Origin of the sequence: Citrobacter sp. RHB25-C09 (assembly GCF_013836145.1) — a bacterium.
GTDB lineage: Bacteria > Pseudomonadota > Gammaproteobacteria > Enterobacterales > Enterobacteriaceae > Citrobacter_A.
In genome coordinates, this window is sequence record NZ_CP057483.1 from 778,612 (window position 1) to 800,370 (window position 21,759).

The 21,759-nt window shown below is 53.6% G+C and carries 19 protein-coding genes and 1 pseudogene; 13 read left to right on the top strand and 7 right to left on the bottom strand.

Features of this window, described 5'->3' with window-relative positions:
- The first annotated feature begins 22 nt into the window (after window positions 1-22).
- The 4 genes from dnaK to nhaR all read left to right on the top strand — a co-directional run bounded on the left by dnaK (window position 23) and on the right by nhaR (window position 5,443).
- Entirely contained in the window at window positions 23-1,936 is a 1,914-nt protein-coding gene (gene dnaK, locus HVY19_RS03745; RefSeq protein ID WP_181683041.1) for a molecular chaperone DnaK, read from the top strand.
- Between the two features lie 88 nt (window positions 1,937-2,024).
- Window positions 2,025-3,158, top strand: a complete 1,134-nt coding sequence (gene dnaJ, locus HVY19_RS03750; RefSeq protein ID WP_181683042.1) for a molecular chaperone DnaJ — start codon at window positions 2,025-2,027, stop codon at window positions 3,156-3,158.
- A 192-nt stretch (window positions 3,159-3,350) separates the two neighbouring features.
- Window positions 3,351-4,517: a Na+/H+ antiporter NhaA gene (gene nhaA / locus HVY19_RS03755; protein WP_181683043.1), complete on the top strand. Its 1,167-nt coding sequence runs from the start codon at window positions 3,351-3,353 to the stop codon at window positions 4,515-4,517.
- 26 nt (window positions 4,518-4,543) lie between these two features.
- Window positions 4,544-5,443: a transcriptional activator NhaR gene (gene nhaR, locus HVY19_RS03760; protein WP_181683044.1), complete on the top strand. Its 900-nt coding sequence runs from the start codon at window positions 4,544-4,546 to the stop codon at window positions 5,441-5,443.
- Between the two features lie 118 nt (window positions 5,444-5,561).
- Here the strand turns inward: nhaR and rpsT are convergent, their stop codons facing one another.
- Window positions 5,562-5,825 (bottom strand): 30S ribosomal protein S20, encoded by a 264-nt coding sequence (rpsT, locus tag HVY19_RS03765; protein WP_181683045.1) that lies wholly within the window; start codon window positions 5,823-5,825, stop codon window positions 5,562-5,564.
- A gap of 102 nt (window positions 5,826-5,927) precedes the next feature.
- Between rpsT and HVY19_RS20735 the strand changes: the two are divergent.
- The 6 genes and pseudogenes from HVY19_RS20735 (at window position 5,928) to ispH (ending at window position 11,955) form a co-directional block, all read left to right on the top strand.
- Window positions 5,928-6,135 (top strand): annotated as a pseudogene (locus HVY19_RS20735) (DUF2575 domain-containing protein).
- A gap of 7 nt (window positions 6,136-6,142) precedes the next feature.
- The gene (ribF, locus tag HVY19_RS03770) at window positions 6,143-7,081 is read left to right on the top strand and encodes a bifunctional riboflavin kinase/FAD synthetase (protein ID WP_181683046.1); all 939 of its coding nucleotides are present in this window, start codon (window positions 6,143-6,145) and stop codon (window positions 7,079-7,081) included.
- Window positions 7,082-7,118: 37 nt separating this feature from the next.
- The gene (ileS, locus tag HVY19_RS03775; protein ID WP_181683047.1) at window positions 7,119-9,935 is read left to right on the top strand and encodes an isoleucine--tRNA ligase; all 2,817 of its coding nucleotides are present in this window, start codon (window positions 7,119-7,121) and stop codon (window positions 9,933-9,935) included.
- Window positions 9,935-10,435: a signal peptidase II gene (lspA, locus tag HVY19_RS03780; protein ID WP_181683048.1), complete on the top strand. Its 501-nt coding sequence runs from the start codon at window positions 9,935-9,937 to the stop codon at window positions 10,433-10,435. Before ileS ends, lspA begins: the two co-directional genes overlap by 1 nt.
- Before the next feature lie 118 nt (window positions 10,436-10,553).
- A complete protein-coding gene (fkpB, locus tag HVY19_RS03785; protein ID WP_181683049.1) occupies window positions 10,554-11,003 on the top strand; it encodes an FKBP-type peptidyl-prolyl cis-trans isomerase in 450 nt (149 codons plus the stop codon).
- A gap of 1 nt (window position 11,004) precedes the next feature.
- Window positions 11,005-11,955, top strand: coding sequence for a 4-hydroxy-3-methylbut-2-enyl diphosphate reductase (gene ispH / locus HVY19_RS03790; protein ID WP_181683050.1), 951 nt, complete (start codon window positions 11,005-11,007; stop codon window positions 11,953-11,955).
- A gap of 65 nt (window positions 11,956-12,020) precedes the next feature.
- On the opposite strand, the gene HVY19_RS03795 is transcribed toward ispH, so the two are convergent.
- From HVY19_RS03795 to citS, 6 genes are all read right to left on the bottom strand, one after another.
- Entirely contained in the window at window positions 12,021-12,704 is a 684-nt protein-coding gene (locus HVY19_RS03795) for a response regulator (protein WP_181683051.1), read from the bottom strand.
- The gene (locus HVY19_RS03800) at window positions 12,697-14,325 is read right to left on the bottom strand and encodes a sensor histidine kinase (RefSeq protein WP_181684211.1); all 1,629 of its coding nucleotides are present in this window, start codon (window positions 14,323-14,325) and stop codon (window positions 12,697-12,699) included. Before HVY19_RS03800 ends, HVY19_RS03795 begins: the two co-directional genes overlap by 8 nt.
- A gap of 140 nt (window positions 14,326-14,465) precedes the next feature.
- Entirely contained in the window at window positions 14,466-15,767 is a 1,302-nt protein-coding gene (locus tag HVY19_RS03805) for an oxaloacetate decarboxylase subunit beta (RefSeq protein WP_181683052.1), read from the bottom strand.
- Window positions 15,768-15,779: 12 nt separating this feature from the next.
- Window positions 15,780-17,540 (bottom strand): sodium-extruding oxaloacetate decarboxylase subunit alpha, encoded by a 1,761-nt coding sequence (gene oadA, locus HVY19_RS03810; RefSeq protein WP_181683053.1) that lies wholly within the window; start codon window positions 17,538-17,540, stop codon window positions 15,780-15,782.
- A 15-nt stretch (window positions 17,541-17,555) separates the two neighbouring features.
- Window positions 17,556-17,801: an oxaloacetate decarboxylase subunit gamma gene (locus HVY19_RS03815; protein WP_181683054.1), complete on the bottom strand. Its 246-nt coding sequence runs from the start codon at window positions 17,799-17,801 to the stop codon at window positions 17,556-17,558.
- A 155-nt stretch (window positions 17,802-17,956) separates the two neighbouring features.
- Window positions 17,957-19,297 (bottom strand): citrate/sodium symporter CitS, encoded by a 1,341-nt coding sequence (gene citS, locus HVY19_RS03820; protein WP_181683055.1) that lies wholly within the window; start codon window positions 19,295-19,297, stop codon window positions 17,957-17,959.
- Between the two features lie 259 nt (window positions 19,298-19,556).
- Here citS and citC point away from each other — a divergent pair, with 259 nt between their 5' ends.
- Genes citC through citE form a run of 3 tightly spaced genes read left to right on the top strand, consistent with a single transcriptional unit; the run spans window position 19,557 to window position 21,756 of the window.
- A complete protein-coding gene (gene citC, locus HVY19_RS03825; RefSeq protein ID WP_249419106.1) occupies window positions 19,557-20,582 on the top strand; it encodes a [citrate (pro-3S)-lyase] ligase in 1,026 nt (341 codons plus the stop codon).
- Window positions 20,583-20,596: 14 nt separating this feature from the next.
- A complete protein-coding gene (gene citD, locus HVY19_RS03830; RefSeq protein ID WP_181683057.1) occupies window positions 20,597-20,890 on the top strand; it encodes a citrate lyase acyl carrier protein in 294 nt (97 codons plus the stop codon).
- Window positions 20,887-21,756, top strand: coding sequence for a citrate (pro-3S)-lyase subunit beta (gene citE, locus HVY19_RS03835; RefSeq protein WP_181683058.1), 870 nt, complete (start codon window positions 20,887-20,889; stop codon window positions 21,754-21,756). Before citD ends, citE begins: the two co-directional genes overlap by 4 nt.
- Window positions 21,757-21,759 lie beyond the last annotated feature (3 nt).

The window sequence follows — 21,759 nt, forward strand, 5'->3', positions numbered from 1 at the left end:
AATTTATAGTGGAGACGTTTAGATGGGTAAAATTATTGGTATCGACCTGGGTACTACCAACTCTTGTGTAGCGATTATGGATGGCACGACTGCTCGTGTGCTGGAGAATGCCGAGGGCGATCGCACCACGCCTTCTATCATTGCTTATACCCAGGATGGTGAAACTCTGGTTGGTCAGCCGGCTAAACGTCAGGCAGTGACAAACCCGCAAAACACCCTGTTTGCGATTAAACGCCTGATTGGCCGCCGCTTCCAGGACGAAGAAGTTCAGCGCGATGTTTCCATCATGCCGTACAAAATCATTGGTGCCGACAACGGCGACGCATGGCTTGATGTGAAAGGTCAGAAAATGGCACCGCCGCAGATTTCTGCTGAAGTGCTGAAGAAAATGAAGAAAACCGCAGAAGATTACCTGGGCGAACCGGTAACTGAAGCTGTTATCACCGTACCGGCTTACTTTAACGATGCTCAGCGTCAGGCAACCAAAGACGCGGGTCGTATCGCCGGTCTGGAAGTAAAACGTATCATCAACGAACCGACCGCTGCTGCTCTGGCTTATGGTCTGGATAAAGAAGTGGGCAACCGCACTATCGCGGTTTACGACCTCGGTGGTGGTACTTTCGATATCTCTATTATCGAAATCGATGAAGTTGACGGCGAAAAAACCTTCGAAGTACTGGCAACCAACGGTGATACCCACCTCGGTGGTGAAGACTTCGATAGCCGTATGATCAACTATCTTGTTGAAGAGTTTAAGAAAGATCAGGGCATTGACCTGCGTAACGACCCGTTGGCTATGCAGCGTCTGAAAGAAGCGGCTGAAAAAGCGAAAATCGAGCTGTCATCCGCACAGCAGACCGACGTGAATCTGCCGTACATTACCGCAGATGCCACCGGTCCAAAACACATGAACATCAAAGTGACTCGTGCGAAACTGGAAAGCCTGGTCGAAGACCTGGTGAACCGTTCCATCGAGCCGCTGAAAGTTGCTCTGCAGGACGCTGGCCTGTCCGTATCTGATATCGACGACGTTATCCTCGTCGGTGGTCAGACGCGTATGCCAATGGTTCAGAAGAAAGTGGCTGAGTTCTTTGGTAAAGAACCACGTAAAGACGTTAACCCGGATGAAGCAGTCGCGATCGGCGCTGCTGTACAGGGCGGTGTGTTAACGGGTGATGTGAAAGATGTACTGCTGCTGGACGTTACCCCGCTGTCTCTGGGTATCGAAACCATGGGCGGTGTGATGACGGCACTGATCAGCAAAAACACCACCATCCCGACCAAGCACAGCCAGGTGTTCTCTACCGCTGAAGACAACCAGTCTGCGGTCACCATCCATGTGCTGCAGGGTGAGCGTAAACGTGCTTCTGATAACAAATCTCTGGGGCAGTTCAACCTGGATGGTATCAACCCGGCACCGCGCGGCATGCCGCAGATCGAAGTCACCTTCGATATCGATGCTGATGGTATCCTGCACGTTTCTGCGAAAGACAAAAACAGCGGTAAAGAGCAGAAGATCACCATCAAGGCGTCTTCTGGTCTGAACGAAGAAGAAATTCAGAAAATGGTTCGCGATGCAGAAGCGAATGCTGAATCTGACCGTAAGTTTGAAGAGCTGGTTCAGACCCGCAACCAGGGCGACCATCTGCTGCACAGCACTCGCAAGCAGGTTGAAGAAGCGGGTGAACAACTGCCGGCTGACGACAAGACTGCTATTGAGTCTGCCCTGACCGCACTGGAAACAGCGCTGAAAGGCGAAGACAAAGCGGCAATCGAAGCGAAGATGCAGGAACTGGCACAGGCTTCCCAGAAACTGATGGAAATCGCTCAGCAGCAGCACGCACAGCAGCAGGCAGGCGGTGATGCATCTGCAAACAACGCAAAAGATGACGACGTTGTCGACGCCGAGTTTGAAGAAGTGAAAGACAAAAAATAATCGCCCTGATGCAGGGTAGTTAATCAGCACGGGCGTAGAGAGATTTCTCCACGCCCGTGCTCGTATGTGAAGGGGCAGAAAAACCACAATGGCAAAGCAAGATTATTACGAGATTTTAGGCGTTCCCAAGTCAGCGGAAGAGCGTGAAATCAAAAAGGCCTACAAGCGCCTGGCCATGAAATATCACCCGGACCGTAACCAGGGCGATAAAGAGGCCGAAGCCAAGTTTAAAGAGATCAAAGAAGCGTACGAAATCCTGACCGATTCCCAGAAACGTGCGGCCTACGATCAGTATGGTCATGCTGCGTTCGAACAGGGTGGCATGGGCGGCGGCGGCGGTTTTGGCGGCGGCGCAGACTTCAGCGATATCTTTGGTGACGTTTTTGGCGATATTTTTGGCGGTGGCCGGGGTCGTCAACGTGCTGCGCGTGGGGCCGATTTACGTTACAACATGGATCTCACCCTGGAAGAAGCTGTACGTGGCGTGACCAAAGAGATCCGCATTCCGACGCTGGAAGAGTGTGATGTTTGCCACGGCAGCGGGGCGAAAGCAGGAACGCAGCCGCAGACCTGTCCGACTTGTCATGGTTCCGGCCAGGTGCAGATGCGCCAGGGGTTCTTCGCGGTGCAGCAAACCTGTCCGCACTGTCAGGGGCGCGGTACGCTGATCAAAGACCCGTGCAATAAATGCCATGGTCACGGTCGCGTAGAAAAGAGCAAAACGCTGTCGGTTAAAATTCCGGCAGGCGTTGATACCGGCGACCGTATTCGTCTTTCTGGCGAAGGTGAAGCCGGCGAGCATGGCGCACCGGCGGGCGATCTGTATGTTCAGGTACAGGTGAAACAGCACCCGATCTTCGAACGTGAAGGCAACAACCTGTATTGCGAAGTCCCGATCAACTTTGCGATGGCGGCGCTTGGCGGTGAGATTGAAGTTCCGACGCTGGATGGCCGTGTGAAGCTGAAGGTTCCGCACGAAACGCAGACCGGGAAACTGTTCCGTATGCGTGGTAAAGGGGTGAAATCCGTACGTGGCGGCGCTCAGGGCGATCTGCTGTGTCGTGTCGTTGTCGAAACCCCGGTCGGCCTGAACGAGAAGCAGAAACAGCTGCTGAAAGATCTGCAGGAGAGCTTTGGCGGCCCAACAGGTGAAAAGAACAGTCCACGTTCGAAGAGTTTTTTCGACGGCGTGAAAAAGTTCTTTGACGATTTGACGCGTTAATCTCTTACCGGAACGCTGAGAAGCCTGAGTCTGCAAAGCCTCAGGCTTTTTTATTGGCTTTTTGCCTACGTAACGAAATATACAATAGTCGTAAAAACCGAGCTATTAATCATATATAATCTAATTTTATCGATGATTCAGGCGCGGTAAGATGGTTATCACGAAGTATTCACCTGTAAGAGAGAATAAAAAGTGAAACATCTGCATCGATTCTTTAGCAGCGATGCCTCCGGAGGCATCATTCTTATCATCGCCGCTGCGCTGGCCATGCTGATGGCCAATATGGGAGGAACCAGTGGTTGGTATCACGCCTTCCTGGATACGCCCGTTCAACTGCGCGTCGGCGCGCTTGAGATCAATAAAAACATGTTGCTGTGGATTAACGACGCACTGATGGCGGTGTTTTTCCTGTTAATTGGTCTTGAGGTAAAACGCGAGCTGATGCAGGGATCCCTAGCGAGCTTGCGCCAGGCGGCTTTCCCGGTGATCGCCGCGATTGGCGGCATGATTGTTCCGGCGCTGCTGTATCTGGCCTTCAACTATGCCGATCCGATTACCCGCGAGGGTTGGGCTATTCCTGCAGCCACCGATATCGCGTTTGCTTTGGGCGTACTGGCCCTGCTGGGCAGTCGAGTGCCATTGGCACTGAAGATATTCCTGATGGCGCTGGCGATTATCGACGACCTTGGGGCGATTGTTATTATCGCGCTGTTCTATACCAGCGACCTGTCGATGGCTTCGCTGGCCGTGGCGGCATGTGCCATCGCAGTACTGGCGCTGTTGAACGTCTGCGGGGTAAGGCGTACCGGGGTTTACATTCTCGTCGGAGTGGTGCTGTGGACTGCGGTTCTCAAGTCAGGCGTTCATGCGACGCTGGCAGGGGTTATCGTTGGATTCTTTATTCCACTTAAGGAGAAATATGGTCGTTCCCCGGCGAAGCGTCTTGAACACGTGTTACACCCGTGGGTCGCGTATATGATCCTGCCGCTGTTTGCCTTTGCCAACGCGGGCGTTTCCTTGCAGGGAGTGACCGTTGACGGGCTGACCTCGATTCTACCGCTGGGTATCATTGCCGGTCTGCTGATCGGTAAACCGCTGGGCATTACGCTGTTTTGCTGGCTGGCGCTGCGGTTAAAAATAGCTCAGCTTCCGGAAGGGACGAGCTTTACGCAAATCATGGCGGTCGGCATCCTGTGCGGCATTGGCTTTACGATGTCGATCTTTATTGCCAGTCTGGCTTTCGGCAACGTCGATCCTGAGCTTATCAATTGGGCGAAGCTAGGGATCCTGATTGGCTCTTTGTTGTCTGCCGTTATTGGTTACGGCTGGTTACGTACGCGTTTACGCCCGGCGGTGTGATCGGGTGAGATTACGGGGAGAGAGGTATGTCCCATATAAACTACAACCATCTTTATTATTTCTGGCATGTGTATAAAGAAGGATCCGTGGTCGGCGCGGCGGAAGCACTCTATTTGACGCCGCAGACCATTACCGGACAGATCAAAGCGCTTGAGGAGCGTTTGCAGGGCAAACTCTTCAAGCGCAAGGGGCGCGGGCTGGAGCCGAGCGAGCTTGGCGAGCTGGTTTTCCGCTACGCGGACAAGATGTTCACGTTAAGCCAGGAGATGCTGGATATCGTGAACTACCGTAAAGAGTCCAACCTGCTGTTTGACGTTGGCGTGGCGGATGCGCTGTCAAAACGGCTGGTCAGCAGCGTACTGGACGCAGCGGTCGTCGACGGCGAGCCCATCCATTTGCGCTGTTTTGAATCAACGCATGAGATGCTGCTGGAGCAGTTGAGCCAGCATAAGCTGGACATGATTATTTCGGACTGCCCGATTGATTCCACGCAGCAGGAAGGCCTCTTTTCGGTGAAGATTGGCGAATGCAGCGTGAGTTTCTGGTGTACGAATCCGCTGCCGCAAAAGCCGTTTCCGGACTGCCTGGAAGAGCGACGCTTGTTGATCCCTGGGCGCCGTTCCATGCTGGGACGCAAGCTCCTGAACTGGATCAATTCGCAGGGACTCAATGTAGAGATTCTGGGTGAGTTTGATGATGCCGCCTTGATGAAAGCCTTTGGCGCAACCCACAATGCGATTTTCGTTGCCCCAACGCTTTACGCGAGCGATTTTTATGCTGACGATTCCATTGTGGAAATAGGGCGCGTGGAGAACGTAATGGAGGAGTATCACGCCATTTTTGCCGAGCGGATGATTCAGCATCCGGCTGTGCAGCGAATCTGCAATGCCAACTACTCGGCGTTATTTATGCCTTCAGACAAATAAATAAAACTCCTGGGCCGGAGAGTGCGCAGTTGCTTTCCGGCTTAATCAATCGCCTTATCGCACGCATAAAAAAACCCGCTTGCGCGGGTTTTTTCACAAAGCAACAACGAACGGACGATTAAGCCAGTTTGCTGATCTGTGCAGTCAGGTTAGCCTTATGACGCGCAGCTTTGTTTTTGTGGATCAGACCTTTAGCAGCCTGACGGTCCACGATTGGTTGCATTTCGTTAAATGCTTTCAGTGCAGCAGCTTTGTCGCCAGCTTCGATAGCTGCGTATACTTTCTTGATGAAAGTACGCATCATAGAGCGACGGCTTGCGTTGTGCTTACGAGCCTTTTCAGACTGAACGGCGCGCTTCTTAGCTGATTTGATATTAGCCAAGGTCCAACTCCCAAATGTGTTCTATATGGACAATTCAAAGGCCGAGGAATATGCCCTTTTAGCCTTCTTTTGTCAATGGATTTGTGCAAATAAGCGCCGTTAATCTAGCGGCACTCGTTACGTAGTGATGGCGCAGGATTCTACCAGCTTGCGTGCTGTGAATACAGCTTTTCCACGATAAAAATTGAATTGCGTTGTCAGTCTTTACCTCAGGCTGATGAAATCCATCTGCTTTCTGTTTCGCCGCATCAATCGCCGGTTAACCTTGAACGCTGTACAAGGTATACTTTGGCGATTTTCACTGTTTTGAGCCAGACATGAAGCTGATACGCGGCATACATAATCTCAGTCAGGCCCCGCACGGGTGTGTGCTGACTATTGGTAATTTCGACGGCGTGCATCGTGGCCATCGCGCGCTGCTGCAAGGGTTGCAGGAAGAAGGGCGCAAGCGTGGCTTACCGGTAATGGTGATGATTTTCGAACCACAGCCGCTGGAGCTGTTCGCCACGGACAAAGCGCCAGCGCGACTGACCCGGCTGCGTGAGAAACTGCGTTATCTCGCCCAGTGCGGCGTCGACTACGTTCTGTGCGTGCGATTTGACCGCCGTTTTGCCGCGCTCACGGCGCAGAGCTTTATCAGCTCTCTGCTGGTAGAGCGCCTCGGGGTGCAATTTCTGGCAGTGGGTGATGATTTCCGCTTTGGCGCTGGTCGTGAAGGCGATTTCTTGTTATTACAGAAGGCAGGTGCGGAGTACGGTTTTGATATCACCAGTACTCAAACCTTCTGTGAAGGCGGCGTGCGGATCAGCAGTACCGCCGTGCGACAGGCGCTGGCGCAGGATGATTTAGCGTTGGCTGAAAGCCTGCTGGGGCATCCGTTTACCATCTCCGGGCGCGTGGTGCATGGCGATGAACTTGGGCGCACCATTGGCTTCCCGACGGCAAACTTACCGCTACGCCGTCAGGTTTCCCCGGTAAAAGGGGTCTATGCGGTAGAAGTCATGGGGCTTGGTGAGCAACCCATGCCCGGCGTGGCGAATATTGGAACCCGTCCGACGGTTTCAGGCGTCCGCCAGCAGTTAGAAGTGCATCTACTGGACGTTGCAATGGACCTATATGGTCGCCATATAGATGTAGTGCTGCGTAAAAAAATTCGCAGCGAGCAGCGATTTGCCTCGCTGGATGAACTCAAAGCGCAGATTGCGCGAGATGAATTAACCGCCCGGGATTTTTTTGGGCTATCAAAACCGGCTTAACGCCTATACGAGTTTTAAATACGGAACCGAGAATCTGATGAGTGACTATAAATCAACCCTGAATTTGCCGGAAACAGGGTTCCCGATGCGCGGCGATCTCGCCAAGCGTGAACCGGGAATGCTGGCGCGTTGGACTGATGATGATCTGTACGGCATCATTCGTGCGGCCAAAAAAGGCAAAAAAACCTTCATTCTGCATGATGGCCCTCCTTATGCGAATGGCAGCATTCATATTGGTCACTCGGTTAACAAGATTCTGAAAGACATTATCGTGAAGTCCAAAGGACTCGCGGGATATGACTCGCCTTACGTTCCGGGCTGGGACTGCCACGGTCTGCCGATCGAGCTGAAAGTGGAGCAGGAATTCGGTAAGCCGGGTGAAAAATTTACCGCCGCTGAGTTCCGTGCGAAATGCCGCGAATATGCCGCCACTCAGGTGGACGGTCAGCGTAAAGATTTTATCCGCCTGGGTGTGCTGGGCGACTGGTCACATCCGTACCTGACCATGGACTTCAAAACTGAAGCCAACATCATCCGCGCGCTGGGCAAAATCATCGGCAATGGCCACCTGCACAAGGGCGCGAAGCCAGTGCACTGGTGCGTAGACTGCCGTTCTGCGCTGGCGGAAGCGGAAGTTGAGTATTACGACAAAACCTCACCTTCCATCGACGTGGCCTTCCATGCGGTCGATCAGGATGCGGTAAAAGCGAAATTTGGCGTATCGTCTGTTAACGGCCCGATCTCGCTGGTGATCTGGACCACTACCCCGTGGACGCTGCCGGCGAACCGCGCGATCTCTCTGGCGCCGGACTTTGACTACGCGCTGGTGCAGATCGATGGTCAGGCGCTGATCCTGGCGAAAGACCTGGTTGAGAGCGTGATGCAGCGCATTGGCGCAACGAATTTCACCCTTCTCGGCACGGTAAAAGGTGCAGAACTGGAGCTGTTGCGCTTTAGCCATCCGTTTATGGGCTTTGACGTTCCGGCGATCCTCGGCGATCACGTCACTCTGGACGCGGGTACCGGTGCAGTACATACCGCGCCGGGTCACGGTCCTGATGACTATGTCATCGGTCAAAAATACGGTCTGGAAGTGGCGAACCCGGTGGGTCCGGATGGCGCGTATCTACCGGGCACCTACCCGGGTCTGGACGGCGTTAACGTCTTCAAGGCTAACGACGTCGTGGTATCTCTGCTGACTGAAAAAGGCGCGCTGCTGCACGTCGAGAAAATGCAGCATAGCTATCCGTGCTGCTGGCGTCACAAAACGCCGATCATCTTCCGTGCGACCCCGCAGTGGTTCGTCAGCATGGATCAGAAAGGCCTGCGCGAGCAGTCTCTGAAAGAGATCAAAGGCGTGCAGTGGATCCCGGACTGGGGTCAGGCGCGTATCGAATCGATGGTGGCGAACCGTCCTGACTGGTGTATCTCCCGTCAGCGTACCTGGGGCGTACCGATGTCGCTGTTCGTTCACAAAGACACCGAAGAGCTGCACCCGCGCGCCATTGAACTGATGGAAGAAGTGGCGAAGCGCGTTGAAGTTGACGGCATTCAGGCCTGGTGGGATCTTGACCCGAAAGACATTCTGGGTGATGAAGCCGACCAGTACGTGAAAGTGCCGGATACCCTGGACGTCTGGTTTGACTCCGGTTCTACTCACTCTTCTGTGGTGGATGTGCGTCCTGAATTTGCTGGTCATGCCGCAGATATGTATCTGGAAGGTTCTGACCAACACCGTGGCTGGTTCATGTCATCGCTGATGATTTCCACCGCGATGAAAGGCAAAGCGCCGTATCGCCAGGTGCTGACCCACGGCTTTACCGTTGATGGTCAGGGACGCAAGATGTCCAAGTCCATCGGTAATACCGTTTCTCCGCAGGATGTAATGAACAAACTGGGTGCAGATATTCTGCGTCTGTGGGTGGCATCAACGGACTACACCGGCGAAATGGCCGTGTCCGACGAGATCCTGAAGCGTGCAGCCGACAGCTATCGTCGTATCCGTAATACCGCGCGCTTCCTGCTGGCGAACCTGAACGGGTTTGATCCGGCGAAAGACATGGTGAAACCGGAAGAGATGGTGGTGCTGGATCGCTGGGCGGTAGGCTGCGCACAAGCCGCGCAGGAAGAGATCCTGAAAGCGTATGAAGCCTATGACTTCCACGAAGTGGTTCAGCGTCTGATGCGTTTCTGCTCCGTAGAGATGGGCTCGTTCTATCTCGACATCATCAAAGACCGCCAGTACACCGCGAAAGCGGACAGCGTGGCGCGTCGCAGCTGCCAGAGCGCGCTGTACCATATCGCAGAAGCGCTGGTTCGCTGGATGGCGCCGATCATGTCCTTCACCGCCGATGAAATCTGGGGCTACCTGCCGGGCGATCGTGAGAAGTACGTCTTTACCGGCGAGTGGTACGACGGTCTGTTTGGACTGGCGGATACCGAAGCCATGAACGATGCCTTCTGGGACGAGCTGCTGAAAGTGCGTAGCGAAGTGAACAAAGTGATCGAACAGGCTCGTGCGGATAAGAAAGTCGGCGGTTCTCTGGAAGCGGCAGTGACCCTGTACGCCGAACCCGAACTGGCTGCGAAGCTGACCGCGCTGGGTGACGAATTGCGATTTGTCCTGTTGACCTCTGGGGCGAAAGTCGATGACTATGCGGAGGCTTCTGCGGACGCACAGCAAAGCGAACTGCTCAAAGGGCTGAAAGTCGCATTGAGTAAAGCCGAAGGTGAGAAATGCCCGCGCTGCTGGCATTACACTACCGATGTCGGCAAGGTAGCGGAACATGCAGAAATCTGCGGCCGCTGTGTCACCAACGTCGCCGGTGATGGCGAAAAACGTAAGTTTGCCTGATGAGTAAGCCTCTCTGTTCAACAGGACTACGCTGGCTGTGGCTGGTGGTAGTCGTGCTGATCATCGATTTGGGCAGCAAGTATCTGATCCTCCAGGACTTTGCTCTGGGGGATACAGTGCCGCTGTTCCCATCGCTGAATCTGCATTATGCGCGTAACTATGGCGCGGCGTTTAGCTTCCTTGCTGATAGCGGTGGCTGGCAGCGTTGGTTCTTTGCCGGTATTGCGATCGGCATCTGTGTCATTTTGACGGTGATGATGTACCGCTCAAAAGCCACGCAGAAGCTGAATAACATCGCCTATGCGTTAATTATTGGCGGGGCGCTGGGCAATCTGTTCGATCGCCTGTGGCATGGCTTCGTTGTCGACATGATCGATTTCTATGTCGGCGACTGGCATTTTGCGACCTTTAACCTTGCCGATACCGCCATTTGCGTAGGTGCCGCGTTAATTGTGCTGGAAGGCTTCTTGCCTAAACCGGCTGCGAAAGAACAGGCGTAACAAAACCAGCCGGGTGGCGCTGCGCTTACCCGGCCTACCGAATATGCCGACACTTGTAGGGCGGGTAAGCGCAGCGCCACCCGGCACACAGGCGAGACAACATTAAAGAGCAATGTGCATGTCTAAATCAGTACAGAGTAACAGTGCGGTGCTGGTGCACTTCACCTTAAAACTCGACGATGGCTCCACCGCAGAGTCAACCCGTAACAACGGCAAGCCAGCGCTTTTTCGCCTGGGGGATGGTTCTCTGTCTGAAGGACTGGAACAGCATCTGCTCGGCCTGAAAGGGGGCGATAAAATCACCTTTTCCCTGGAGCCTGATGCGGCTTTTGGCGTGCCGAGCCCGGATCTGGTCCAGTATTTCTCGCGTCGTGAATTTATGGACGCGGGCGAGCCCGAAATCGGGGCGATTATGCTTTTTACCGCAATGGATGGCAGTGAAATGCCTGGTGTGATCCGCGAAATCAACGGTGACTCGATCACGGTCGATTTCAACCATCCGCTGGCCGGGCATACCGTTCATTTTGACATTGAAGTGCTGGAAGTCGAACCGGCACTGGAGGCGTAAAATGCAGATCCTGTTGGCCAACCCGCGCGGCTTCTGCGCTGGTGTAGACCGCGCTATCAGCATTGTTGAAAACGCGCTGCAAATTTATGGCGCGCCAATTTATGTTCGTCACGAAGTGGTGCATAACCGCTATGTGGTGGATAGCCTGCGTGAACGCGGGGCGATCTTCATTGAGCAAATCAGTGAAGTGCCGGACGGCGCGATCCTGATCTTTTCTGCCCACGGGGTTTCTCAGGCGGTGCGTAACGAGGCGAAAAGCCGCGATCTCACCGTGTTTGACGCCACCTGTCCGCTGGTGACCAAAGTGCATATGGAAGTGGCGCGCGCCAGCCGTCGCGGTGAAGAGTCCATTCTAATCGGTCACGCCGGGCACCCGGAAGTAGAAGGCACAATGGGCCAGTACAGCAATCCCGAAGGGGGCATGTACCTCGTTGAGTCGCCGGACGATGTCTGGACGCTTAACGTAAAAAATGAAGGCAAGCTCTCCTTCATGACCCAGACCACGCTCTCAGTGGACGATACGTCGGATGTCATTGACGCGCTGCGCCAGCGCTTCCCGAAAATCGTCGGCCCGCGTAAAGATGACATTTGTTACGCCACCACCAACCGTCAGGAAGCGGTTCGCGCTCTGGCGGAGCAGGCGGACGTGGTGCTGGTGGTCGGTTCGAAGAACTCCTCAAACTCCAACCGTCTGGCGGAACTTGCCCAACGGATGGGGAAAAAAGCCTTTTTGATCGACGATGCCGCCGACATCCGGGAAGAGTGGGTCAAAGGGGCTGACTGCGTCGGCGTTACTGCTGGGGCTTCCGCACCGGATATTCTGGTACAGAACGTCATTACTCGCCTGCAACAGTTGGGTGGCGGCGAGGCGGTACAACTGGAAGGCCGTGAAGAGAATATTGTCTTTGAAGTGCCGAAAGAGCTGCGCATGGATGTCCGCGAAGTCGAGTGACATTTTGTGTGCGAATCGATGCGAAATGCCGGGTCCGATACCCGGCATTTTTTATGGGTGGAATATCACTTCCCGCGGTAGATCCGTTCCGGACGGCCGACTTTGCCATAGATAATTTCCGCTTCGAGGAACTCATCTTTTACACCTTGCTCCAGATAGCGACGGGCGGTGGTCTTGCTGCTGCCCAACAGACGTGAGAGCGAGTCGGCGGTATGCACCACCTGCGGAATGCTGAAACACTGGCGGACACGCTGTAACGTGGACTCATCTATCCCGCGCATGGCCGATTCCTGAGCGAAATTTTCATCTTTGGCCTGAATGTTGAACAAAGCGTCCACATGCGTCTGATTAGCCTGTTCGCTGGATCTTAGCGAACTACGGTAACGGGCAAATCGCTCCAGCGTATGTTGCAGGCGCTGGTAATGGACGGGCTTAATCAGGTAATCAAATACGCCAAGCCGCAGCGCTTCGCTGATCGTATCCATATGGTTATCTGCGGTAATAAAGATGATTCGACCGTTATATTTAATGTTGACGGTGTGGCGAATTAAATCGATGCCTTTGCCATCAGGCAAAAAATTATCCAGTAGGATAAGTTGCGGTTGGTAAAGACGGATCAGCTTTTGGGCGCTCTCTTTTTTATCTGCAAGACCAATAACTTCATACGACGAGAGCTGGTTGAGGGTATCCACTAATATTTCAGCCAGTAAGGGTTCATCCTCAACGATAAGGGTAGTTATCTTATCCATGATGCTTTTCTCGGGTCAGGGGGATGTACAGGGTAAAAATGGTGCCGTAAGGAATATTATTATCAATGACAATATGTCCACCAGCCTGCTCGGTGTAGCTTTTCACCAGCCAAAGGCCAATGCCATGTTCAGCATTATTACTGCTGCTGACGCCTCTTTCGAAAATGCGGTCGCGAATATTTTCGTCGATACCGCAACCCTGATCGGCGACTTCTATCAGCACTTCCTGGCTTTCGCTATTGATCAGACACTCTATTTTGCGATTCCCTTCCGGCTGTTTTAACGTCGCGTTATAGGCGTTATCGAGAAGATTGCCGACAATGGAAATCCATTCGTTATGGGTGAGGGTTGTAGGAAGCGTGTCAACATAGCAGGCGGGATCGAAAATCAGCTCCAGACCCAGCTCTTTCGCCCGATAGTATTTGCCAATCAGTAATCCTGCCAGGTGGCTGTTTTTGAATTTTTGCGCAATGAAGTCCAGCACCTTCTGATGGCTATGGGACTGCTGTTGGATAAGCTCAAGCGCGTTGTCATAGCGCTTCAGGTAAAGCAACCCGGCTATAGTGGAGATCTGGTTACGATGTTCGTGCTGCACCGCGCGCAGATTATCCGCATATTGCTGAATCTGACTAAGCTGCAAACTCAGTGTATTAATATCATCTTTACTTCGGAAACTGATCACCCAACCCTGAGGCTTCTCATTTAAAATGACCGCCATGCGGCTGGCGATCACTTTTATATTATTAAAGGTCACAATTTCGTCTTTTTTATTGGTCTGCGGCTTACCATAGAAAAAGCCGTCTGCTGAGACGACGTCCGCAATTTTCTTGCCAATCAGCCGGTGTTCGGGATAGGAAAGATTAAGCATCTGCCGCGCCGTCTGGTTAATTGCGGTAATTTGATAGTCAGAATCAATGGCGATGAGGCCCTCAAAGACGGATTCAAACAGGACGTTTTGTTGCAATACCAGTTGCGAAATTTGCTGCGGCTCCATATCGAGCATTTGTCTTTTGATGTGCAGGGAAAAGCGCCGCGCAGAAAACAACAGCAGGCACAGCAGGCCAACCATCGGAAACATCAGCGAGCTATGTTGAAGACTGAGCCAGCTTTCAAGTTGCTCCAGCGTATAGCCCACCGAAACAATGCCAATCACTTTTCCCGTCTCGTCCTGCACCGGGGATTTCCCGCGCAGCGAAGAACCGAGCGAACCCTGCCGCACCGAAACATAGCTTCTGGCATTCAGCAGCGCATCATCACTGTCGCCGCCTTCCATATATTTACCGATCTCCCCCGGCGTGACGTGGTACAGGCGTACGCCGTGGGAATCACCGACGGTAATGTAGGTGGCATCGGAAAACGAATGCATGGGGTTGATTAAGGCTTTAATGCGCGGCAGGTCGCGTTTTTTGACGGCGTCAACCAGCTCCGGCATGGCCGAAATTTGCATTGCCTGAATGAGGGCACGTTGTCCGACCTGATAATGCAGGCGCTCTTTGGTGATATTGGTCAGGTACCAGGAGATCGCCAGCATCACCACCGTAGACGTGAACAGGATGAGTAAAAATATGCGGTTTTGAAAAGATCGCTTGGCGAACCAGCCCGTAACTTTTCGGATCATCATATATGATTGAATTTTATAAAATGTCATTCTCATCTATCCAGACTTGTCGGATACAGGACTAGCGCATAGTTCGCCCTTTTTCAGACAAAATTCTTTCGGGGGCGGAAATGGCGGGAAACTCCCGCCATGATGAGACAGACCTACATTGCCAGCACGTACTTCAACATGACGCCCGCCGCGATGGCTGAACCAATCACACCCGCCACGTTTGGCCCCATTGCATGCATCAACAGGAAGTTCTGTGCATCCGACTCCAGCCCGACTTTATTAGATACCCTGGCCGCCATCGGTACGGCGGAGACGCCCGCAGAGCCGATCAGCGGATTGATCTTATTTTTACTGAACAGGTTCATGAGCTTCGCCATCAGCACTCCGGCAGCGGTACCAATGCAGAATGCAATGACGCCAAGCAGCAAAATCCCCAGCGTCTGGGGCTGGAGGAATTTATCTGCCACCAGCTTTGCGCCCACAGAAAGACCGAGAAAAATCGTTACGATGTTGATCAGCCCATTTTGAACAGTGTCGCTCAGACGTTCCACTACGCCGCTTTCCCGCATTAAATTACCGAAGCAGAACATCCCCAGTAACGGTGCGGCATCGGGTAGCAGCAGGGCAACCAGCATCAGGAGCATGACCGGGAAGATAATTTTTTCCCGTTTGCTGACGGTACGCAGTTGCACCATCCTGATCTTGCGTTCTTCTTTGGTAGTCAGCAGCTTCATGATCGGCGGCTGGATAAGCGGGACCAGTGCCATATAGGAGTAAGCGGCGACCGCGATAGCACCGAGCAGTTCTGGTGCGAGCTTGCTGGCAAGGTAAATGGCGGTAGGGCCATCCGCGCCGCCAATAATGCCAATGGCGGCGGCCTGGGGCAGGGTAAAGCTAATAATGCCAACGTAGTTCAGAAGCAATGCGCCCAGTACGGTCGCAAAGATGCCAAACTGCGCTGCCGCGCCCAGTAATAGCGTGCGGGGATTGCCCAGCAGGGGACCAAAATCGGTCATTGCGCCCACCCCCATGAAGATCACCAGCGGAGCAACACCTGAACCAATCGCGACCTTGTAAAACAGCGCCAGCACGCCCGGTGCGTACCCCATATCTACGGCCTGCGTTTCCAACTGCGCCTGCACAGAGGGCTGCGCCAGGGCGAGCGCCTCTTTTATCGCGTGGACATCCACGGCGCAGTTGAGTTTGGCTGCAATGACCGCCAGTTGACCGGCATCGTGATGTGCCAGCAGGCTTTCCAGCGCCGTCATCGCCAGCCCGGCCTCCGGTATGTTGGAGAGCAGGCCGCCGAAGCCAATGGGTAACAGCAGTAGCGGCTCAAACTTTTTTACGATTGCCAGCCAGAGCAGCAGCAGGCTGATCAGTAGCATGATCGCCTGCCCCGCGCTGATGTGCATCAGCCCCATCCCCTGAATGAGAGCGTTCAAACTTTCCATGTATCTTCTCCGTTACGCCAGGGTCATCAGGGTGTCGCCGACAGACACGGCGTCCCCGGCTTTAACGGCGATCCCTCGCACGGTACCCGCCTGCGCAGCACGAATTTCGGTTTCCATCTTCATGGCTTCCAGAATCAACAGCACGTCACCTTCGACAACGCTCTGGCCTTCCGTAGCGATGATTTTCCAGATGTTACCTGCCAGCGGCGCGGTGACCGGGGTGCCGTTTCCAGCAGGCGTTGGCGCTGCTACGGGCGTGGATGTGAGAGTCACCTGTGAGATATCGCCGCCGTCGCTCACTTTCACCACATAGGCTTTGCCTTCCACTTCGATGGTATAAATACCGCTGGTGGTCTGAGGCGTCGGTTTTGCGGCTGGCGCAGGTGGGTTCAATTGTGGGGCAGGCTCAAACGCCGCCGGGTTATTGCGGTTTTCAAGGAACTTCATTCCCGGCTGTGGGAACAGCGCGACGGTGAGCACGTCATCAATCGCATTAACCGCCAGCGTAATGCCTTTTTCCGCCGCCTGACGTTTAATGTCAGCTTCAAGCTGCGCCAGTTCAGGTTTCAGTAGATCGGCGGGACGACAGGAAATGGGCTCCTCGCCGTTCAGCACCTTCGCCTGTAGCGCGGCATTGACCGGTGCAGGCGTGTGTCCGTATTCCCCTTTCAGGATCCCGGCGGTTTCTTTAGCCACGGTTTTGTAGCGCTCGCCGGTAAGAACGTTGAGCACCGCCTGAGTGCCGACAATCTGTGAGGTGGGCGTAACCAGCGGGATATAGCCCAGGTCTTCACGCACGCGAGGAATTTCTGCCAGCACCTCATCCAGGCGTTCAGCGGCGTTTTGCTGCTTCAGTTGGCTTTCAAGGTTGGTCAGCATCCCACCAGGCACCTGCGCGACTAAAATGCGACTGTCGTAGCCTTTTAATTGACCTTCGAAGGTATGGTACTTCTTACGTACGTCGCGGAAGTACGCAGCGATTTTCTCCAGTTGCAGAATATTGAGTCCCGTATCATGCCCGGTCCCGGCAAGGGTGGCGACGATCGACTCCGTTGCCGGATGACCGTAGGTTGCGCTCATTGAGGAGATGGCGGTATCCACGCCGTCGACGCCCGCTTCAATCGCTTTTAGTAGCGCCATTTCCGCCATTCCGGTAGTGGCATGGCAGTGGAGATGGAGTTTAACGTCGTAACGCTGCTTAATTTCACGTACCAGATCGTAAGCCGCCCATGGTGTGAGGATCCCCGACATATCCTTAATGGCGATGGAGTCGACGCCGATCTCCAGCAGTTGTTCAGTCAGATCCAACCAGGTTTGTAACGTATGGGCCGGGCTGGTGGTGTAAGAGAGTGTGCCCTGCGCGTGGGCTCCGTGGCTACGCACCGCCCGTAGCGCCGCCTGCATATTGCGTGCGTCGTTCATGGCGTCGAAAACACGGAAAACGTCCATCCCGTTTTTCACTGCTCGTTCAACAAAGCGCGCAACCACATCATCAGCGTAGTGGCGATAGCCCAGCAGGTTTTGTCCACGTAACAACATTTGCAGCGGCGTTTTTGGCATTGCTTTTTTCAGCTCGCGCAAGCGTACCCAGGGATCTTCTCCAAGAAAGCGGATACAGGCGTCAAACGTTGCGCCGCCCCAACATTCCAGTGAACCATACCCCACGTTATCTAATTCCTGGGCAATGGGCAGCATGTCATCGAGGCGAAGACGGGTAGCGAAAAGGGACTGGTGAGCGTCGCGCAGGACAACGTCAGTGATGGAAACGGTCATAAATTCCTCTGTGTATTACGGGTTGTGGCGGCGATGATGGTGAATAGCAGCGGCAATCACCGGTTTTAATTGCGTGAAGCTGTCGCCGGACGTGGCGGCAGGCGCAGGCTGTGTCTGAACGACGGGCTCGGGAAAAAAACGCGTGATGGCGGCAGACATGCCCTGAATGGTGAAGATGAGTAGGAGTAGAAAAGCGAGCACAAAACCCATCCCCAGGAACATCAGGGTGAAACCTTCGCCCAACAGTTGTGCAGCGTTCATGAAAACGTCTCAGTACGGAGGCACGATGACGTGACGGGGTGCTAGCCTTCGGCATTTCCGGCTAAGGATGGGGTGGAATTCCCTGAGCCGCCCCCGGCTCTGGACCCCTTTATAGCCTCAGGTCTAACGAACCATTACGCCATCGTGCGAATTGGTTAAATAAACATCCCAAATACGATACTGGCGATGACCAGCACGATACCGCCGCCCAGACGGGAGGAGATTTGCGCATAAGAGATAAGATTCATACGGTTACAGGCTGAGAGAACCTCAAGGTCACCAGAGCCGCCACGGTTAGCCATGCACAGACCCGCAGTAATTGAGGATTCGATCGGATAGAAGCCCATCAGCCAACCGCCGACGGCTGCGCCGACGACCGCACCCACCACGATGACGGCCGCGATGATTACGTTAGCGAAAGTGATGGCGTCGATGATCTCTTGCAGGTCGGTGTAACAAACGCCGACCCCGACCATCAGCACCCACAGCAATTGCTTAGAGAAGAAGTCAGATAAACGCTTAGCGCCCGCTTTAATCTCTGGTGAGCAAAGGCCAGAAGCGTTAAGCGCCGCAACAATCAAGACCATCCAGGCAAAGTAGTGAATAGCGACGCCACCAATGCTGGGCAGGATTTTCTTTGCGACCACGTAGGCCAGCAGGAAACAGGTCGTGGCGAGTACCATGCCGATGGCCGTTTCACGATGAGTAATCTGGCCGGCTTTTTCGTCATCTTCGACCTGGAAGGAGGCTTTGCGTACCAGTTCACCTTCTCCGCTCAGCGCAGTATATTTTTTGCCGAGGATATCCAGCAGCGCCGCAAAAACAATGGCGAAAATATTCGCAATGGTCAGAATTGCAATTGCCGTTGAATAATATTCTTCGCGCGAACGTCCGGTAACGGAGTGGTAGATCTCAGACAATGGCACAGCGCCTGCACCGTTACCACCACCCATAATAGGCAGTACGTATAGCATCATGATGCGATCCACCGGAATACCGAAACATAAACCGATGGCGATACCAAATATAGAGGCCCCCAAAATGCCTAACAGAATTGTCGGGATGTAACCTAATAACGATTTGAGTAACAGGCGACGGTTTACCGATAAAATCGCACCGGTAATTAATACCGCAATGAATAAATTTAGGAAGTTACTTTTATCCATTACATTGCTAATAGTATCAATTTCTTTTTGTGTGAAGATCCCGGCATAAACAAACCAGGCGGCGACCAGAAAGATCATCACTGGCGCACCACCAATGTATTTGTTGAAGATAGGTAAGCGCTTGCCTACTTCTCCAAAGATGGCGCCGATAATAAACATGATCGCAAACCCACCGACCAAATCATCAGGTAGCGAATCATAAAAATGGGAAAGTAATAATGTAATTAACGCAAAAGTGTAAAGCGGTAGCGGTATGCCGAATATTTTAAAACTCAGCAAGGCATTAACGCCTTTTTTCTCCGCAACGGGAGCCTGGCTGATGTTAGTCATAGAACGTTCCTGTAATTAAATAAGTGAATACGGCGAGGCGGGAGGAATGTTAAGCAATCAGCAAAGGATAGCGGTGTGATATTGTTCACCGAATGGTGAGTGTTTTTATTGATTTAATTGTTTTATTTCACCCAATTAATTAAGGAAATAAAAACAGTAAGCGTAATAAAAATACCCTACAGAGTGTGACCTGAATAAAAGAATGATATTGCCAGCAATGGCGAAATATCTCGCGTTATTTTTATACGGGTCGATCATTGTGAACATTATCTTTAAGCAGTGTCAGCCGCATTCGGACCCTCACAATAAAGCACGTCTGTGCGCCTTTCTCGAAATGTCGGGGCTGGTGCTGGAAGCGGATTGCGAGACGGTCATTATCGCTGAACAACGTGGCCGTATTGTTGGTTGCGGCGCCCTTGCTGGCAATGTGATTAAAGAGATTGCCGTGGATCCCACCCTGCACGGTGCAGGGCTGAGCCTGAAGCTGTTGACAGAATTGCTGGTGCTGGCTTGCGAAAAAGGGCGCAGCGAACTCTTTCTGTATACCAAACCGCAAAACGTGGTGCTCTTCTCTGGGGCCGGATTCTGGCCAATTGCTTACACCGACCAGGCAGTCCTGATGGAAAACAGTCGCGAACGGCTGGCGCGTTACTGTCGGCAACTGGCGCTGTATCGCCAGCCCGGCAATAAGATCGGTGCCGTCGTGATGAATGCCAATCCGTTCACGCTTGGGCACCGTTGGCTAGTTGAGCAGGCGGCGCAAGCGTGTGACTGGCTGCATCTATTTGTGGTGAAAGAAGAGGCTTCTTTCTTCTCTTATCCCGACCGCTGGCGACTGATTGAGCAAGGTATCCAGGGGATCGAGCGCGTCACGCTGCATCCGGGTTCGGCTTATCTCATTTCCCGCGCAACGTTTCCTGGCTATTTCCTGAAGGATCAGGGCGTTGTCGATGAATGCCACAGCCAGATCGACCTGCAACTATTTCGTGAACATCTCGCCCCTGCGCTGGGGATCACCCACCGTTTTGTCGGTACGGAGCCCACCTGCGCGTTGACCCGTGCCTACAACCAGAGAATGAAAATGCGACTGTCTCCCACGATTGAAGTGGTGGAACTGACGCGAATCGAGAAACAGGGCGAGGCGGTTTCCGCCTCCCGCGTCCGCAAGCTGTATGCCGAGCGGAACTGGCAGGCTATCGCGCCATTAGTCCCCCCTTCGACGCTTGCATTTCTGACGCGTCTCGCTGCCGGAAATACGGAAATTGCATCACATGACCTTCATTAATAAGGAAAGAGCCGATGGAAATCATTAAAGACGCTCTGGCCGGCACGCTGGAATCCAGCGATGTCATGGTCAGAATTGGCCCCGCTACGGAACCAGGGATCCAACTGGAGCTGGAGAGCCTGGTCAAGCAGCAGTTTGGCCGGGCCATTGAACATGTCACCCGCGATACGTTAGCAAAACTGGGGGTGACCTCCGCGCACGTCGTCATCGATGACAAAGGCGCGCTGGAATGCGTGTTGCGCGCCCGCGTACAAACGGCGGCGATCCGTGCTGCCGAACAACAAGCCATTCACTGGGAGGCATTATGAAACCGCGCCGTAGCATGTTGTTTATCCCTGGGGCAAATGCCGCCATGTTGAGCACTTCCTTTGTCTATGGTGCCGATGCCGTGATGTTCGACCTTGAAGACGCGGTCGCATTGCGTGAAAAAGATGCCGCGCGTTTGCTGGTGCATCACGCACTACAGCATCCGTTTTATCAGTATGTCGAAAAAGTGGTGCGCATCAATCCCCTGAACACCCCGTTTGGTCTGGACGATCTGGAAGCCGTGGTGCGCGCCGGTGTGGACATTGTCCGGCTGCCGAAAACCGATCGTAAAGAAGATGTGCTGGAGCTGGAAGCTCACGTTGAGCGTATTGAACGTGAATGCGGACGCAACGTGGGCAGTACGAAACTAATGGCGGCCATCGAGTCGGCATTAGGGGTAGTGAACGCCATTGAGATTGCAACCGCCTCGCCTCGGATGGTGGCGATTGCCCTGGCGGCCTTTGACTACGTAATGGATATGGGGACCTGTCGCGGTGACGGTAGCGAGCTGTTCTATGCCCGCTGTGCGGTGCTGCATGCCGCCCGCGTGGCCGGCATTGCCGCCTACGACGTGGTGTGGTCCGACGTAAACAACGAAGAAGGGTTCCTGAAAGAGGCGCATCTGGCGAAAGGGCTTGGTTTTAACGGTAAGTCGTTGGTTAACCCACGGCAAATTGAACTCTTGCATCAGGTTTACGCCCCAACTCGCGCGGAGGTTGGTCATGCACTGGAGGTGATTGCCGCAGCCGAAGAGGCCGAAGAACGTGGCCTCGGCGTCGTGTCGCTCAATGGCAAGATGATAGATGGTCCGATTATCGACCACGCCCGCAAAGTGGTGGCGTTATCGGCTTCCGGTATTCGTGACTAAGGA

What these genes read in the sequence shown, in the direction of transcription:
- dnaK (WP_181683041.1), top strand. Translation starts at nt 23, where the DNA reads ATGGGTAAAATTATTGGTATCGACCTGGGTACTACCAACTCTTGTGTA.
- dnaJ (WP_181683042.1), top strand. Translation starts at nt 2,025, where the DNA reads ATGGCAAAGCAAGATTATTACGAGATTTTAGGCGTTCCCAAGTCAGCG.
- nhaR (WP_181683044.1), top strand. Translation starts at nt 4,544, where the DNA reads ATGTCCCATATAAACTACAACCATCTTTATTATTTCTGGCATGTGTAT.
- ribF (WP_181683046.1), top strand. Translation starts at nt 6,143, where the DNA reads ATGAAGCTGATACGCGGCATACATAATCTCAGTCAGGCCCCGCACGGG.
- ileS (WP_181683047.1), top strand. Translation starts at nt 7,119, where the DNA reads ATGAGTGACTATAAATCAACCCTGAATTTGCCGGAAACAGGGTTCCCG.
- lspA (WP_181683048.1), top strand. Translation starts at nt 9,935, where the DNA reads ATGAGTAAGCCTCTCTGTTCAACAGGACTACGCTGGCTGTGGCTGGTG.
- fkpB (WP_181683049.1), top strand. Translation starts at nt 10,554, where the DNA reads ATGTCTAAATCAGTACAGAGTAACAGTGCGGTGCTGGTGCACTTCACC.
- ispH (WP_181683050.1), top strand. Translation starts at nt 11,005, where the DNA reads ATGCAGATCCTGTTGGCCAACCCGCGCGGCTTCTGCGCTGGTGTAGAC.
- HVY19_RS03795 (WP_181683051.1), bottom strand. Translation starts at nt 12,704, where the DNA reads ATGGATAAGATAACTACCCTTATCGTTGAGGATGAACCCTTACTGGCT.
- HVY19_RS03800 (WP_181684211.1), bottom strand. Translation starts at nt 14,325, where the DNA reads ATGATGATCCGAAAAGTTACGGGCTGGTTCGCCAAGCGATCTTTTCAA.
- HVY19_RS03805 (WP_181683052.1), bottom strand. Translation starts at nt 15,767, where the DNA reads ATGGAAAGTTTGAACGCTCTCATTCAGGGGATGGGGCTGATGCACATC.
- oadA (WP_181683053.1), bottom strand. Translation starts at nt 17,540, where the DNA reads ATGACCGTTTCCATCACTGACGTTGTCCTGCGCGACGCTCACCAGTCC.
- HVY19_RS03815 (WP_181683054.1), bottom strand. Translation starts at nt 17,801, where the DNA reads ATGAACGCTGCACAACTGTTGGGCGAAGGTTTCACCCTGATGTTCCTG.
- citS (WP_181683055.1), bottom strand. Translation starts at nt 19,297, where the DNA reads ATGACTAACATCAGCCAGGCTCCCGTTGCGGAGAAAAAAGGCGTTAAT.
- citD (WP_181683057.1), top strand. Translation starts at nt 20,597, where the DNA reads ATGGAAATCATTAAAGACGCTCTGGCCGGCACGCTGGAATCCAGCGAT.
- citE (WP_181683058.1), top strand. Translation starts at nt 20,887, where the DNA reads ATGAAACCGCGCCGTAGCATGTTGTTTATCCCTGGGGCAAATGCCGCC.